This is a genomic window from Aeromonas sp. FDAARGOS 1402 (assembly GCF_019046925.1).
GTDB classification, from domain to species: Bacteria; Pseudomonadota; Gammaproteobacteria; order Enterobacterales; family Aeromonadaceae; genus Aeromonas; species Aeromonas caviae.
Genome location: NZ_CP077201.1, coordinates 1800001 through 1814836, shown reverse-complemented (window position 1 = coordinate 1814836; position 14836 = coordinate 1800001). Strand labels below are relative to the sequence as shown.

The window sequence follows — 14836 nt, the reverse complement described above, 5'->3', positions numbered from 1 at the left end:
CGAGGCGCCATGGAACGCCAGCAAGGACAAGGGGCGCCGAGGCGCCCCTTGTCCTGCGTCACACCGCCAGAGGCGGCCTGCGCGTAAGATCAGGCAGGTTGATGGAGGGTGATGCAGTGGATGCCGCCGCCCCCGGCCGCCACCGGGTCTATGTCTATCTGCACTATCTTGCGCCCCGGATAGAGGCGGGCCAGCAGATCCCGGCAATGGCGGTCGGCCCTGGCATCCCCGAACTGGGGAGCGATGACGGCGCCGTTGATGGGCAGGTAGTTGATGTAACCGGCGGCAAAGTCCGGGCTGCGGCTGAACTTGTTGTCCCGCCCGCCCAGGGGCGGCGGCAGCGGATGCAGCTCCAGCTTGTTGCCGTCGGCGTCCGTCGCCTGCTGCAGGATGGCGAGGTGCTGGCGGGTCACCTTGTAGTCGTAGGAGTCGGGATCGTTGTCCATGTTGATCACCACCACCCCGGGGCGCACGAAGCGGGCGTAGAAGTCCACGTGGGCATCCGTGATGTCACGGCCCTTGATCCCCGGCAGCCAGATGATCTTGCGCAGCCCCAGGTTGGCCTTGAGCTCCGCCTCCACCTGCGCCTTGGTGAGGCCGGGGTTGCGGTTGCTGTTGATCCAGCTGCTCTCGGTCATGATGGCGGTGCCGTTGCCATCCACCTCGATGCCGCCCCCCTCACCGATGAGCTCGCTCTGCAGGTAATAGGCATCGGTCTGCCGGCCCACCAGGGCGGCGACCCTGGCGTCATGGCTGTGCTCCTGCTTGTCACCCCAGCCGTTGAAGTTGAAGTCCACCAGCCCGAGCCCTCCCTGCTCGTCCTGCACGAAGACGCCGCCGGTATCCCGCAGCCAGATGTCATCCATCTCGGCGTGGACGAAGTGGGTGTTGCGCTCGCCGCACAACTGGCGCGCCAGCGCCTCGTCATCCTCATGGCAGAGCACGTTGACCCGGGTGTAGGGCACCATGGCCTGCACCAGCCGCCCTATGGTGGCCTGCACCTCCTTGTAGTGGCGACCCCAGATCTCGCTGGTGGCCCCGAAGGCCACCCACACCAGGGCCTGGGGGGAGGACTCCTCCGGCATGTGGTAGCGAGCGGCGGCGCCGGGTTCGCCGGCGGCGAAGGCCGCGCGGGCACCGGGCAGGCTGCCAAACCCGGCAATGGCGCCAAGGGCAACCAGCTGTTTCAATACGTGGCGTCGGGAAAACATCGTTCTACTCCTGGGTTCAGAGGCTGCTCTTGAAGCGAGTCCAGGCTCGCATGCGGGCACGCATCTGGGATTGTGCTATATCCTGACCCGGAATGAGCCGCTGGTAGCTGGCCTCGTCCAGGTAGATATCCGGGTTGGCCGTCATGGTGGCATCCACCATGGGTCTGGCCTTGGCACTGGCAGTCGGATAACCGGTGCTGTTGGTGATGGCTGCCATGTTGGCCGGGCGCATCACGAAGTTGATAAAGGCATAGGCATAGTCAGGATGGGGGCATCCGCCGGGATCGCCATGGTGTCCATCCAGATGGTGCTCCCCTCCTTCGGCAATCGGTATTCGAAGTCGACCCGCTTGCCCGCCTCGGCGGCGGCGCGCCTGGCCTGGGTCATGTCGCCGCTGTAGCCCAGGGAGAGGCAGAGATCCCCGTTCACCAACTGGGTCACCGGCTGGGACTGGAACTTGCGGATATAGGGCTTGATCCCCTTGAGCAGGGCCAGGGCCGCCTCCAGATCGTCCGCCTTGCCGCTGCGGGGATCCCGCCCAAGATAGTGCAGCACCACCGCCAGCACCTCGTCCGGGGAGTCGATGACCGAGATGCCGCAATCTGCAAATTTCGCCGCCAGCTCGGGCTTGAACAGCATGTCCAGGCTGTTCACCGGGGCATCCGGCATCCGCTGCTTGATAGCGTCCGCATTGTAGGTGAGCCCTATGGTGCCCCAGGTGTAGGGCACCACGGCCTCCTTCGCATGGGGGTAGGCCTGCTGCAACCGCGCCAGGCCGGGGTCTATGTCCCCCAGGTGTTGCAGCTTGCCCTTGTCGAGGGGCTGCAGGCTGCCCGCCCGCATCAGCCGCTCCGCCACCGTGTCCCCCGGGAAGATGAGGTCATACCCGCTGCGACCCGCCATCAGCTTGGCCTCCAGGGTCTCGCTGCTGTCCATCACGTCGTAGATGACCCGGATCCCGGTCTCCCGGGTGAATTCGCTCAGGGTATCGGCGGCGAAATAATCGGACCAGTTGTAGAGGCGCAGCACCTTCTCCTCTGTCGCCTCCCCCGCCCCTTCTGCGGCCTGGGCCCCCAGACCCAGCAGCAGGGCCAGCCCCATGGCTATCTTGGTCAAGGCGCTCATGATGGACGCCCTCCCCGATGGCCCTGCCCATCCAGGCTCAGCAAGGCGCCATACATCTCGGGGCGACGATCCCGGTAGATGCCCCAGGTCAGCCGCTCCTCGGCCATGGCGGCGAGATCCAGCTCCCGCACCAGCACGCCCGGGGTATCCCTGTCCGCCTCGGCCAGCAGGGCCCCCTTGTGATCCGTGATGAAGGAGGAGCCATAGAAGCGCATCTGCAACGCGGGATCCCGGGTCGCCACCTCGCGTCCGATGCGGTTGGCGGCGATCACCGGCATGATGTTGGCGGCGGCGTGGCCGCGCTGGGTCAGCTGCCAGTGATCCCGGGAATCGAGCCCCTCTGCCCCCGGCTCCGAGCCGATGGCGGTGGGGTAGAGCAGCAGCTCGGCCCCTTGCAGCGCCATGGCGCGGGCCGCCTCCGGGAACCACTGATCCCAGCAGATGCCGACCCCGATGCGGCCAGCGGCCGTGTCCCAGACCCGAAACCCCGTGTCCCCCGGGCTGAAATACTCCTTCTCCTGATAGCCGATGGCGTTCGGGATATGGGTCTTGCGATAGACCCCGAGCAGGCGACCATCCGCATCCGCCATCGCCAGGGAGTTGAAGCAGGCGTTGCCCGCGCGCTCGAACCAGCTGATGGGCAGCACCACCCCCAGCTCCCGCGCCAGGGCCGAGAAGCGGCGCAGCACCCGGCTCTGCTCGAACGACTCCGCCAGCGCCAGATGGCCGTGGTATTGCTCGATGCAGAAATAGGGGGTGGCGAAGAGCTCCTGCAACAGCACCAGGTTGGCCCCCCTGGCGGCAGCGTCCCGTACCAGGCTCTCCGCTGTGTCCAGATTGCGCTCCAGCTCCCAGCTGCAAGCGAATTGTGTGGTGGCGACAACGATCTTGCTCATCCGGATACCCTCCCTGACACGCGTTCCCGCTGACAGGCGAACTGCATGGTTGCGACGACCTTGTTCATGAATCTCTCCTCCCTGATCCCGTCATGAGGCCTCGCAGACGCCTGACGAGGCCGCTCCAAACGCTTACCCCTGCACCGGCCAGGCCGGCTGCTGCTGGGTGATGCAGTGAATGCCGCCCCCGCCGTGGGCCAACTGGTTGATGCGCACCGGCACCAGCTGCCTGTTCGGGAAGGCGCGCCTCAGCACCTCCCCCGCCGCCTCGTCCGCGCTTACGCCGTAGGCGGGCGTGATGATGGCGCCGTTGGCGAGGTAGAAGTTGGTGTAGGAGGCGCAGAACACCTCCGCCTCGGCGTCCACCGCCTCGCTCGCCTCGAACAGCTCGAGGCACTCGAAGGAGCGACCTCTCGCATCGGTGGCCAGGGCCAGGGCTCGGCGGTTCTCCCGCACCACGCGGCCATAGGTGGAGTGCCCGTCCAGGGTGGCGTCCACCAGCAGGTGGCCGGGGCGGCTGAAGGCGCAGACCCCGTCCACATGACCGTCCGTCATGTCGCCGGTGACGTGGTCCGGATCCCCCGGCAGCCAGATAGTCTTCTCGATGCCGAGCAGGCGGCTGAAGATCCGTTCGATCTCCACTTTGGTCATGCCGGGGTTGCGGTTGCTGTTGAGCAGCACCGACTCCGTGGTGATCAGGGTGCCCTCCCCATCCACATGGATGGCGCCCCCTTCGTTGGCGAGGAAGCTGCCGATGCACTCCAGCTCCAGGCTGTTGAGAACGCGCCGCGCCAGCCCCTCGTCCAGACCGTGGGCCGACTTGCCGCCCCAGGCGTTGAAACGCCAGCTGATCCCGGCGGTGCCAAGCTCGGGATGGCAGATGAAGGTGGGGCCGGAGTCACGGCACCAGCTGTCATCCACCGGCAGGGGAATGAAGCGCACCCCGTCGCCGCACAGGGCGCGAGCCTCCGCCTGTGCGGCGGGATCCACCACCAGGTTCACCGGTTCGAAGCGGGCGATGGCATTGACCACCCGGGCGAAGTCCTGCTGGACCTGGGACAGGGTTACGCCCCAGCCGTTTTCCCACAGCGCCTTGTTGTGCGGCCAGACCATCCAGGTTGCCGCGTGCCGGCACCACTCCGCTGGCATGAACCAGCCCACAGCCCTCATTCCCTGCTCGCGCATCTCAGCCTCTCTGATTAGGTACTATTAAGGTTACTGACGATGGGAATAGACTATTCTCCCCGTTGACGGGTAACAAACGATCTATTTTCGATAAAAGTGATAAGCGGAGCTAATCAATGATGTTCAAACACTGGCCCCCTCTCAACGTGCTGCGCGGCTTCGAGGCGGCGGCCAGGCTCGGCAGCTTTCATCAGGCGGCCCAGGAGCTGCACCTCACCCAGTCTGCCATCAGTCAGCAGATCCGCTCGCTGGAGGAGCTGCTTGGCCAGCCTCTGTTTCACCGCCAGGGACGTTCCGTCGCCCTGACCGACGCGGGCCAGGATCTGCTGGAGACGACCCAGCAGGTGCTGCTGCAACTGGCGGTGGGAATACAGCGCCTCGAGCAGTACCGCAAGCCGAACCAGCTGGTGCTCAACACCAGCACCGCCATCGCCCGCCTCTGGCTGCTGCCCCGGCTGGCCGACCTTCACCGCCAGCATCCGGGCATCGATCTCTGGCTGTTCACCAGCGACGACACGCCGAACATGGCCGAGCAGACCATCGACATCTCGCTGCGCTGGGGGCTGGCTCCCCAGGCGGAATGCCGCCATCAGCCGCTGCTGGTGGATCGGCTGCTGCCGGTGGCGAGCCCGACCGTGCTGGCACAGCCCGCGCAGGAGCGCACCACCCTGCACGGGGAGCGGGAGATGGACTGGCACCACTGGACCCTCAAGGGCGGCGACGATCTGCACCTGCAGACCCAGGGGCTCAACTTCTCCGATCCCGGCTTGTTGCAGGATGCGGCCAGCGCCGGGCTCGGGGTGGCGCTGGCGAGCGAGCTGCTCTCTCGCGACGCACGCCGACAGGGGTGGCTGCTGCCCCTCTCGTCCCACCGGGTGGCCGGGCCGAACTGGAACATGCTGATCCATCAGGAGAGCGAAGGCAGTCCCCAGTGCCGGGCGGTGAGCCAATGGCTCCAGCAGCAGTTTGCTGCAGAGGCTGCCACCCGGGGCAAGGACGCGACACTCTGAGAGCGGTCACTGAATCGGGGCGGCAAGGGTGATTAAATGGCCTCTTCCCTTTTGCCGGATATCGCCGTGACCATGCCATCCGTCCCCCAGCCCCTCTCGTCCTGGCCCGAGCACCTGCAGGCCTCCTGGCTGCGCTGTGCCCACCAGACCAGCGCGTCCCTCTGGCATCCTCCCCACTGCGCCAGAGGGCAGACCCTGGAGAGCCTGCGCCAGCGCAAACGGGACCTGCTCACCACCGGCGAGATGGCGCTGGAGGATCTCTACGAGTTCATGGAGGGGCGCCCCTGCGCCCTGCTGCTCACCGACGAGAGCGGTTGCCTGCTGGCCCGGACCGGCCACCCCGATACCCTGCAGGCGCTGGCGGTACTCGGTTTTGGCCCAGGCGCGTTTTTCAGCGAGGGACGCATCGGCACCAATGCCGTCAACCTGGCGGCCCTGGAGGGGGTGCCGCTCTGCGTCAGCGGTCCCCAGCACTTCAACCAGCGTCTCCACCCCTGGCACTGCTGTGCCAGCCCCGTTTACAACAGCACCGGTCGCCAGGTGGCGATCGTGGCCCTGATCTGCCGGGTGGAAGAGGCCGCGCCGGGGGATCTCGCGCTCACCGTCAGCGCCGGCCGTGAGCTGGCCAATCTGCTGCAGATGGAGCGCCTGATGCAGGAGTCCCAGCACCATTTAAGCGAGCTCTATGCCCTGCTGGATGGCATGGAAGACGGCGTACTGGCCTGGGATCCCCAGGGGCGGCTGCGCTACCTCAACGCCCTGGCGGCCAGTCGGCTGCAACTCGACCCGGCTGTCTGCCTGGGCCAGCCCCTCGATCACCATCTGCTGATGCCCCAGCGCCTGCGTCTGGCCATCGCGGAGATGACCCCCCTGAGCCATGTGGAGGTGACGCTGGAGCGACGGGAGACCCGGGGCGAGGCCTTCATCGACGCCCTGGTGAGCCTCAAGCCCCTCCCGGGACCGGACGGGGTCAGCTTCATCGTCCTGCTCCATCCCACCGATCGATTGCGCGCCATTCATCAACTGCGCCAGACGGTGCCCGAGCTCTCCGCCCTGGTGGGGGAGTCGAGCGCCATGCGCAAACTGCTGCGCCACGCCCGCCAGGCGGCCAGGGGACAGGGCCCCGTCCTGCTGCGAGGGGAAGAGGAGGTGGGCAAGGCCCAACTGGCGGAGGCCATCCACTTTGGCAGCGAGCGAGCCGCCGGCCCCCTGGTCATCTTCAACTGCCAGGCATGGCCGAGGGAGCGGATGGCGCTGGAACTCATGGGGTCCGACGAGGCGGGGCAGGAGCGGGCCGGCAAGTTCGAGCTGGCTCACGGTGGCACCCTGGTGCTGGAGCAGGTGGAGTGCCTGCCCGCCCCCATGCAGGCCGCCCTGCTGCAACTGCTCAAGACGGGGCGCATCCAGCGCTTCGACTCCGCCCGCATCCTGCCCCTCAGGGTGAGGATCATCGCGACCAGCAGCGCCCCGCTGGAGCAGCGGGTGCAGGAGGGGGGATTCGGCCGCCAGCTGCTCTATGCGCTGCAAGGGTGCGAACTCTGGCTGCCGAGCCTGCGGGAGCGCAGCGCCGATCTGCCCGGCCTCATCCGCCAGCACCTGGCGGTGCAGGGGGGCGAGCCGGGGCGCCAGTTCACCCCTGACGCCCTCGACTGCCTGCTGGCCTACCCCTGGCCCGGCAACCTAGGGGAGCTGCGCAGCGCCATCGAGTACGCCCAGCTTCATTGCAGTGAGGCACAGATCCCGCCCCGGGCGCTCCCGGCCGCCATCCGCCAGGGTCATTGCCTGCTGGCGGACGAGGTGGTGGGACAGCCGCTGCTCACACTGGCGGAGCTGGAGCATCAGGCGATCCTGCGGGCCGCCCGTGCCAGCAAGGGCCAGGTCAGCCAGATGGCGCGCCAGCTCGGGATCAGCCGCACCACCCTCTGGCGGCGGCTCAAACTGCTCGACATCGATCCCGCCGACTACCACCACTGACCAGAACGCCCCTCAAAAAAAGCGGGCCCCGTCGTGACGGGGCCCGGATGGGGGAATGTTTCAGTCGCCGAAGCGATCCCGCGCCAGTTGCTGGAAGCAGCTCAGCGCCGCCCCGGCATCCTCCCCTCGCGCCAGCAGGATGAGCCTGTCCCCCTGGCGCACATCGAGCATGGCGAGTCGGCTCAGGCTGCGGGGATTCGCCTCTTTCTCCCCCTTTTGCAGCCTGAGTTCGGCGGCAAAGGGCTTGAGGGCGGCCACCAGTCGGGCGGCGGGGCGCACATGCAGGCCGTGGGGATTCTCCACCACCACCTCGCAGCGCAGCCAGCCGTCATCGGCAACAGGGGCTGCCTCGGTGGTGACCTGCGCCGCACTGGCAGGCAGCATTCCCTGTTTCGGGCCCAGGGCGCCAAGCGCCTCGGCGGCGACCTCGTCCAGCGTCAGGCCTGCGCCAGCGGCCACCACCGCGGCCAGAGTGCCCTCGACCAGCGGGGCGGGGCTGAGCCGCACCCGGGCGCTCAGCTCGGAGGGCAGCAGCTCGAGGGCGGTCTCCGCGCTCAGCAGAGCGCTGCCCAAGTCCATCAGCACCAGCACCCCGCTGCCGTCATCCGCCTCTTCCATCGCACTCATTACGGCGATGGCGTCGGTACCGATGGGATGGGCGGGGTCATCGACCCCGGCCGCCAGCAACAGTTTCGCCGGGCTGCCGAGCTGATCGGCCAGGGCTTTCAAACCGGCCGCAAGCATGGCGCTGTGAGAGACCACTACGATGCCGATCATGTCACAACCTCGCTCTGTCACGCAGGGCGGTCAGCAGCAGCAGGGTCGAGGTGGCCCCCGCATCCTGATGGCCGATGCTGCGCTCACCAAGATAGCTGGCGCGCCCCTTGCGAGCCTGCATCTGGATGGTGGCCTCGGTGCCGGCTGCGGCGGCAGCCACCGCCTTGTCCAGCGCCTCGGGGAGCGGCAGGCCCTGTTGTTCCGCCTGCTGCAGGGCGGCCAGAGCGGGCCACCAGGCATCGCACATGGTCTTGTCACCCGGCTCGGCACGGCCGCGGGAGACTATCCCCTCCACCCCGTCGCTCAGCATCTTGCCGAGCTGGCCGAGGGTCAGGCTCTGGCAGGCATCGCTGCTGGCCGCCGCCCGGATGAAGAAGGTGCCGTAGAGGGGTCCGCTGGCGCCGCCGACCGAGGAGAGCAATGTCATGCCGGTGGTTTTGAGCACCTGGCCGATGTCCTTGTCCGCCACCGCGGGCAGCTTCTCCGCCACCTTGGCAAAGCCGCGCTGCATGTTGAGGCCGTGGTCGCCGTCGCCGATGTCGGTATCCAGCGCCGTGAGGTAGTCACGCTGCTCGGTGAAGATGTGCTCGCAATCGAGCAGCCAGTTGACGATCTGATGCTTGCTTAACATGAATATTCCTCAGCAGCCGCGCCGCATGGCGGGGGTGTGAACGGGGGCATCCCACAGGGTCATCAGCTCGTCATCCACCTTGAGCAGGGTGATGGAGATGCCGGTCATGTCGAGAGAGGTACAGTAGGGGCCGATGAGGTTGCGCACCAGATGAATGCCCGCCTCTTCGCACAGGGTGGCGAGGCGACCATAGACGCCGTAGAGCTCGGAGACAGGGGTGCCGCCGAGGCTGTTGACCAGGACGATGACCCGGTCACCCCCATTGAGCGGTTCGATAAAGGTGTGTTCTTCCTGCCAGCTGCCGGTGGCTCTGTCCCAGTGGCGCAGAGTGCGGCCATAGGGGCTGTTGTCGGTCAGCTCCTTGAACATGTCATCCACCAGGGCGTTGAGGTCGGTGAAGGGACGGCGCTCGATACCGGGTTCGCCGTGAATGCCCACGCCGAACTCCACCTCGTTGTCAGCCAGGGTGAAGGAGGGCTTGCCCGCAGCAGGGACGGTGCAGGCGTGCATGGCCACGCCTATGGTGCGGCTTTGGTTGTTGATCCGGCGGGCCAGCGCCTCACAACGCGCCAGATCGTAGCCCGCCTCGGCGGCGGCACCGACCAGCTTCTCGCACAGCACTGTCGTGGCAACCCCACGGCGGCCAGCGGTGTAGAGGCTGTCCTTCACCGCCACGTCGTCATCGATGAGGGCGAAGCCCACCTTGACCCCGTCGCCGTGCAGCAGCTCGACCGCGGTCTCGAAGTTGAGCACGTCGCCGGTGTAGTTCTTCACCAGAAACAGCACGCCCGCGCCGCCGTCGACGGCCTGACCGCACTCGTACATCTGATCCGGGGTCGGGGACGTGAAGATCTCGCCGGGGCAGGCACCATCCAGCATTCCTTTGCCCACCAGGCCACCGTGCATGGGCTCGTGGCCGCTGCCGCCGCCGGAGACCAGCGCCACCTTGCCCGCCACGGGGGCGTCGGCGCGGGTGATGTAGTGGGGTTCGATTCGCACCTTGAGCTCGGGGTGGGCAGCAGCCATCCCCATCAGTTGTTCACGGACCACGGCATCGACAGCATTGATCAGCTTCTTCATGGCTCACTCCTTGGCTTGCCACCATACGGGTGGACAGATGGTTGATGCAGCCAGTCTAGCGAGCCATAGGGGGATAAACATGACAGGGGTTTCGGTTCGGATCTGAAACAACAAACGAAGCCTGACGTTTCAATCTGAAACGAGCGGATGGGGAAGATCCGGGAAAGTGTTAGCCGCCTCACAGCCATGAAAAAGGGCCCCGCAGGGCCCTTCTCGATAGCGTGAGGATTAGATGGCCCAGCCACCGGCGTAGAAGATCACCAGGGCCACAGCGATGATGACGGTGCCGATGTTGAGCTTCTTCCACTCGGCGGCAAACAGGCGGCCGACCACCAGGGCCACGAAGCCCAGCATGATGCCGGTGACGATGTTGCAGGTGAGCACGATGAAGACGGCGCACAGCATGCCGGAAAGGGCATCGACCGAGTCGTTGAAGTCCAGCTTGGTGACGTTGCCCAGCATCAGCAGGCCCACATACATCAGGGCCGGTGCGGTGGCGTAGGCCGGTACCAGATAGCTCAGCGGGGAGAGGAAGATCATCAGCAGGAAGAGCACGCCGACCAGGGTGGCGGTCAGACCTGTCTTGCCGCCGGCAGCGGTCCCTGCGGCGGATTCGATGTAGACGGCTGCCGGAGCACCACCCACCACGCCCGCCACCATGCTGCTGACGGAGTCCGCAGTCAGGGCCTTGCCACCGCTGATGATGTGACCACGCTCGTTGATGAGGCCAGCCTGACCGGCCACGGCACGGATGGTGCCGGTGGCGTCAAACACGGCGGTCATCACCAGCGCCAACACGGTCGGAATCACCACCGGATTGAGGGCGCCCAGCAGATCCATGCTGCCCACCAGGGAGCCATTCTCGCCACTCAGGCTCGGCATGGCGAAGAAGCCCTGCCAGGTCACTTTCGGATCGAAGATGAGGCCGAGGATAGAGATGGCGATGATCACCATCAGGATGCCGCCCGGCACCTTGCGGCGCTCCAGGCCGAAGATGGCAGCCAGACCCAGCACCGTCATGATGACCGGGAAGGCAGTGATCTCGCCGAGCTGCACCGGCAGGCCAGCCCCTTCATTCTTGATCACCATGCCGACCCCGTTGGTGGCGATCAGCAGCAGGAACAGGCCGATACCGATGCCGGTACCGTGGGCGATGCCGGAGGGAAGGTTGTCCAGGATCCACTGGCGCACGCCGGTGACGCTGATCAGGGTGAACAGCACCCCCATCAGGAAGATGGCACCCAGCGCGACCGGAATGCTCAGCCCCTGCCCCAGCACCAGGCTGAAGGCGGTAAAGGCGGTGAGAGAGATGGCACAACCGATGGCCATCGGCAGCTTGGCCCAGAGCCCCATCAGCAGGGAACCGAAGGCGGCGATCAGGCAGGTCGCCACAAACACCGGGCCCTGCTCAAAACCCGCTGCGCCCAGCATGTTCGGCACGACGATGATGCTGTAGACCATCGCCAGGAAGGTGGTCAACCCGGCCAGCAGCTCCTGTCGCACCGTGCTGCCACGCTGGCTGATGGAGAAATAGGAATCCAGAAACCCGCCATTGCCGGCGCGGGCCGTCGTTTGTTGCGTTGCCATAGTTCATCCTGAAAGTGTGAAGGAAATCGTTTGCTTGCTGGCGCGCAAAATAGCAAGAATTTGGCGAGATTGCAGCGGATAAGCCTCCATTTCCCCGAAGTTTTTCATAAAAGGGCTCGTTAGAGGCCTCACTTTCCATGAGAGAGGCCCATCCCAAGCTTCTACACTCTTAGCTAGCCACGTTCCCATCTACCGGAGAGAAGCCCATGCACACAGGCAACCTGCTTGGCCAGATCCCCTCCCCCCTGCCCAGTGAAGTGTTCGCGGATCTGGTCAGTACCAACAATGTTCGTATCGAGCGCATTCTCTCCCAGGGGCAGCAGACCCCTACCGGAGAGTGGTTCGATCAGGATGAACACGAATGGGTATTGCTGGTGCAGGGAGAGGCCATCCTGGTCTTCATCACACCGGATACCGGGCTACAGGAACGCGTCCATCTGGGGCCGGGGGATTACATCAACATCCCGGCGCACCTTCAGCACCGGGTGGAGTGGACCCATCCGACCGAGACAACCGTCTGGCTCTGCGTCTATTACTAGCAAGCTCACGGCTCAAGAAGGCAATGCTTCTGCTGCGAAGATCGAAGAGGAGACCGTGGAGACGAAAAAAAGCCCAGTCTGTCGACTGGGCTTCTTGTTAGTGGCATAACGGACGCAGAGACGGACAAAGTCCGGCTCAAGCACAAAGGACAACAGAGCGGGATCGAGTTGTCAGTGGCAAGTCGCAGCCCTGGTGGTAGCCTCTTGTTCCCTGAGCCCTTATCCAGACGCCAGAAAGCAAAAAGGCCTTCCCGATAGGGAAGGCCTTTCAATTTAGTGGCGGAGCGGACGGGACTCGAACCCGCGACCCCCGGCGTGACAGGCCGGTATTCTAACCGACTGAACTACCGCTCCGCATTCGGTTAGCTTTCGCTAAATCTTTTGCTGCTTGTTTGTGAGGTGTCATCCTCGCAGCCAGCCATGTGATTCTTCACATCACCGTTTAATTGGGTGCCTGGCAGTGTCCTACTCTCGCATGGCGAATGCCACACTACCATCGGCGCTACAGCGTTTCACTTCTGAGTTCGGCATGGGGTCAGGTGGTTCCACTGCGCTATTGCCGCCAGGCAAATTCTTCAATCTCGGAAAGCTGACGTGAATAACGACTTTGCTAGCTGCTTGTCATTATCACTGAATTTGAGTAGTTCGTTCTATTTGCTACAAGCCTTAGAACACTTCTTGGGTGTTGTATGGTTAAGCCTCACGGGTAATTAGTATGGGTTAGCTCAACGTATCGCTACGCTTACACACCCCACCTATCAACGTTGTGGTCTCCAACGGCCCTTTAGGACCCTCAAGGGGTCAGGGATGACTCATCTCAGGGCTCGCTTCCCGCTTAGATGCTTTCAGCGGTTATCGATTCCGAACTTAGCTACCGGGCAGTGCCACTGGCGTGACAACCCGAACACCAGAGGTTCGTTCACTCCGGTCCTCTCGTACTAGGAGCAACTCCCTTCAATCATCCAACGCCCACGGCAGATAGGGACCGAACTGTCTCACGACGTTCTGAACCCAGCTCGCGTACCACTTTAAATGGCGAACAGCCATACCCTTGGGACCGACTTCAGCCCCAGGATGTGATGAGCCGACATCGAGGTGCCAAACACCGCCGTCGATATGAACTCTTGGGCGGTATCAGCCTGTTATCCCCGGAGTACCTTTTATCCGTTGAGCGATGGCCCTTCCATTCAGAACCACCGGATCACTATGACCTACTTTCGTACCTGCTCGACCTGTCCGTCTCGCAGTTAAGCTGGCTTATGCCATTGCACTAACCTCCTGATGTCCGACCAGGATTAGCCAACCTTCGTGCTCCTCCGTTACTCTTTGGGAGGAGACCGCCCCAGTCAAACTACCCACCAGGCACTGTCCGCGAGCCCGATTCAGGGCCCTGCGTTAGAACATCAAACATACAAGGGTGGTATTTCAAGGACGGCTCCAGCGCAACTGGCGTCACGCCTTCAAAGCCTCCCACCTATCCTACACATGTAGGTTCAATGTTCAGTGCCAAGCTGTAGTAAAGGTTCACGGGGTCTTTCCGTCTAGCCGCGGGTACACCGCATCTTCACGGCGAATTCGATTTCACTGAGTCTCGGGTGGAGACAGCATGGCCATGGTTACACCATTCGTGCAGGTCGGAACTTACCCGACAAGGAATTTCGCTACCTTAGGACCGTTATAGTTACGGCCGCCGTTTACCGGGGCTTCGATCAAGAGCTTCGCTTGCGCTAACCCCATCAATTAACCTTCCGGCACCGGGCAGGTGTCACACCCTATACGTCCACTTTCGTGTTTGCAGAGTGCTGTGTTTTTGATAAACAGTCCCAGCCATCTGGTCACTGCGACTCCCGACAGCTCCATCCGCAAGGGACTTCACCATCAAGAGCGAACCTTCTCCCGAAGTTACGGTTCTATTTTGCCTAGTTCCTTCACCCGAGTTCTCTCAAGCGCCTTGGTATTCTCTACCCGACCACCTGTGTCGGTTTGGGGTACGATGACTTGTAATCTGAAGCTTAGAGGCTTTTCCTGGAAGCAGGGCATCAATGGCTTCCGCACCGTGGTGCGTTCGTCTCGTGTCTCAGTGTTGTGTCTCCGGATTTGCCTAGAAACACCACCTACGCACTTTCACCAGGACAACCGTCGCCTGGCCCACCTAGCCTTCTCCGTCCCCCCATCGCAATTACAAGTCGTGCAGGAATATTAACCTGCTTCCCATCGATTACGCCTTTCGGCCTCACCTTAGGGGTCGACTCACCCTGCCCCGATTAACGTTGGACAGGAACCCTTGGTCTTCCGGCGAGGAGGCTTTTCACCCCCTTTATCGTTACTTACGTCAGCATTCGCACTTCTGATATCTCCAGCATACCTCTCGATACACCTTCGCAGACTTACAGAACGCTCCCCTACCACTCACGCTTAGCGTGAATCCGCGGCTTCGGTGCCTGGTTTGAGCCCCGTTACATCTTCCGCGCAGGCCGACTCGACTAGTGAGCTATTACGCTTTCTTTAAATGATGGCTGCTTCTAAGCCAACATCCTAGCTGTCTGAGCCTTCCCACATCGTTTCCCACTTAACCAGAACTTTGGGACCTTAGCCGGCGGTCTGGGTTGTTTCCCTCTTCACGACGGACGTTAGCACCCGCCGTGTGTCTCCCGGATAGTACTTACTGGTATTCGGAGTTTGCATGGGGTTGGTAAGTCGGGATGACCCCCTAGCCCAAACAGTGCTCTACCCCCAGTAGTATTCGTCCGAGGCGCTACCTAAATAGCTTTCGGGGAGAACCAGCTATCTCCGAGTTTGATTGGCCTTTCACCCCCAGCCA

Annotated in this window: 12 protein-coding genes, 1 tRNA gene and 2 rRNA genes (1 of these 15 cut by a window edge); 3 read left to right on the top strand and 12 right to left on the bottom strand. The window is 63.7% G+C overall.

The genetic code is table 11. The features are described from left to right. Positions 1-89: 89 nt before the first annotated feature. The 5 genes from I6L32_RS08715 to I6L32_RS08695 all read right to left on the bottom strand — a co-directional run bounded on the left by I6L32_RS08715 (position 90) and on the right by I6L32_RS08695 (position 4345). Positions 90-1211: an agmatine/peptidylarginine deiminase gene (locus I6L32_RS08715; protein WP_216944953.1), complete on the bottom strand. Its 1122-nt coding sequence runs from the start codon at positions 1209-1211 to the stop codon at positions 90-92. A 16-nt stretch (positions 1212-1227) separates the two neighbouring features. Continuing rightward, positions 1228-1443 carry a hypothetical protein gene (locus tag I6L32_RS08710; RefSeq protein ID WP_216944952.1) on the bottom strand — a complete coding sequence of 72 codons (216 nt, stop codon included), beginning with the start codon at positions 1441-1443 and terminating at the stop codon, positions 1228-1230. Continuing rightward, positions 1443-2336, bottom strand: coding sequence for an extracellular solute-binding protein (locus I6L32_RS08705; protein ID WP_216944951.1), 894 nt, complete (start codon positions 2334-2336; stop codon positions 1443-1445). The genes I6L32_RS08710 and I6L32_RS08705 overlap by 1 nt, the downstream gene beginning before the upstream one ends. Further along, positions 2333-3232 carry an N-carbamoylputrescine amidase gene (gene aguB / locus I6L32_RS08700; protein WP_216944950.1) on the bottom strand — a complete coding sequence of 300 codons (900 nt, stop codon included), beginning with the start codon at positions 3230-3232 and terminating at the stop codon, positions 2333-2335. The genes I6L32_RS08705 and aguB overlap by 4 nt, the downstream gene beginning before the upstream one ends. A 132-nt stretch (positions 3233-3364) precedes the next feature. Further along, positions 3365-4345, bottom strand: coding sequence for an agmatine/peptidylarginine deiminase (locus I6L32_RS08695; RefSeq protein ID WP_254203892.1), 981 nt, complete (start codon positions 4343-4345; stop codon positions 3365-3367). 188 nt (positions 4346-4533) lie between these two features. Between I6L32_RS08695 and I6L32_RS08690 the strand changes: the two genes are divergently transcribed. Together I6L32_RS08690 and dhaR are read left to right on the top strand one after the other, a co-directional pair. Beyond that, positions 4534-5427: a LysR family transcriptional regulator gene (locus I6L32_RS08690; protein WP_216944949.1), complete on the top strand. Its 894-nt coding sequence runs from the start codon at positions 4534-4536 to the stop codon at positions 5425-5427. 72 nt (positions 5428-5499) lie between these two features. Further along, complete coding sequence (gene dhaR, locus I6L32_RS08685) at positions 5500-7401, top strand: dihydroxyacetone kinase operon transcriptional regulator DhaR (protein WP_216945139.1); 1902 nt, start codon at positions 5500-5502, stop codon at positions 7399-7401. Positions 7402-7461: 60 nt separating this feature from the next. Here dhaR and dhaM read toward each other — a convergent pair whose 3' ends face one another. The 4 genes from dhaM to I6L32_RS08665 all read right to left on the bottom strand — a co-directional run bounded on the left by dhaM (position 7462) and on the right by I6L32_RS08665 (position 11476). After that, complete coding sequence (dhaM, locus tag I6L32_RS08680; RefSeq protein ID WP_216944948.1) at positions 7462-8178, bottom strand: dihydroxyacetone kinase phosphoryl donor subunit DhaM; 717 nt, start codon at positions 8176-8178, stop codon at positions 7462-7464. A 1-nt stretch (position 8179) separates the two neighbouring features. Then, positions 8180-8809, bottom strand: a complete 630-nt coding sequence (dhaL, locus tag I6L32_RS08675; protein ID WP_005306235.1) for a dihydroxyacetone kinase subunit DhaL — start codon at positions 8807-8809, stop codon at positions 8180-8182. 9 nt (positions 8810-8818) lie between these two features. Beyond that, positions 8819-9889 carry a dihydroxyacetone kinase subunit DhaK gene (gene dhaK, locus I6L32_RS08670; protein ID WP_216944947.1) on the bottom strand — a complete coding sequence of 357 codons (1071 nt, stop codon included), beginning with the start codon at positions 9887-9889 and terminating at the stop codon, positions 8819-8821. A gap of 228 nt (positions 9890-10117) precedes the next feature. Then, positions 10118-11476, bottom strand: a complete 1359-nt coding sequence (locus tag I6L32_RS08665; RefSeq protein ID WP_010675944.1) for an NCS2 family permease — start codon at positions 11474-11476, stop codon at positions 10118-10120. 206 nt (positions 11477-11682) lie between these two features. Here I6L32_RS08665 and I6L32_RS08660 point away from each other — a divergent pair, with 206 nt between their 5' ends. Next, a complete protein-coding gene (locus tag I6L32_RS08660) occupies positions 11683-12015 on the top strand; it encodes a cupin domain-containing protein (RefSeq protein ID WP_216944946.1) in 333 nt (110 codons plus the stop codon). A gap of 277 nt (positions 12016-12292) precedes the next feature. On the opposite strand, the gene I6L32_RS08655 is transcribed toward I6L32_RS08660, so the two are convergent. The 3 genes from I6L32_RS08655 to I6L32_RS08645 form a co-directional block, all read right to left on the bottom strand. Further along, positions 12293-12369: transfer RNA gene (locus I6L32_RS08655), tRNA-Asp, on the bottom strand. A gap of 98 nt (positions 12370-12467) precedes the next feature. Next, positions 12468-12582 (bottom strand): 5S ribosomal RNA (gene rrf, locus I6L32_RS08650). Between the two features lie 122 nt (positions 12583-12704). After that, positions 12705-14836 (bottom strand): 23S ribosomal RNA (locus tag I6L32_RS08645) (it continues 757 nt past the right edge of the window).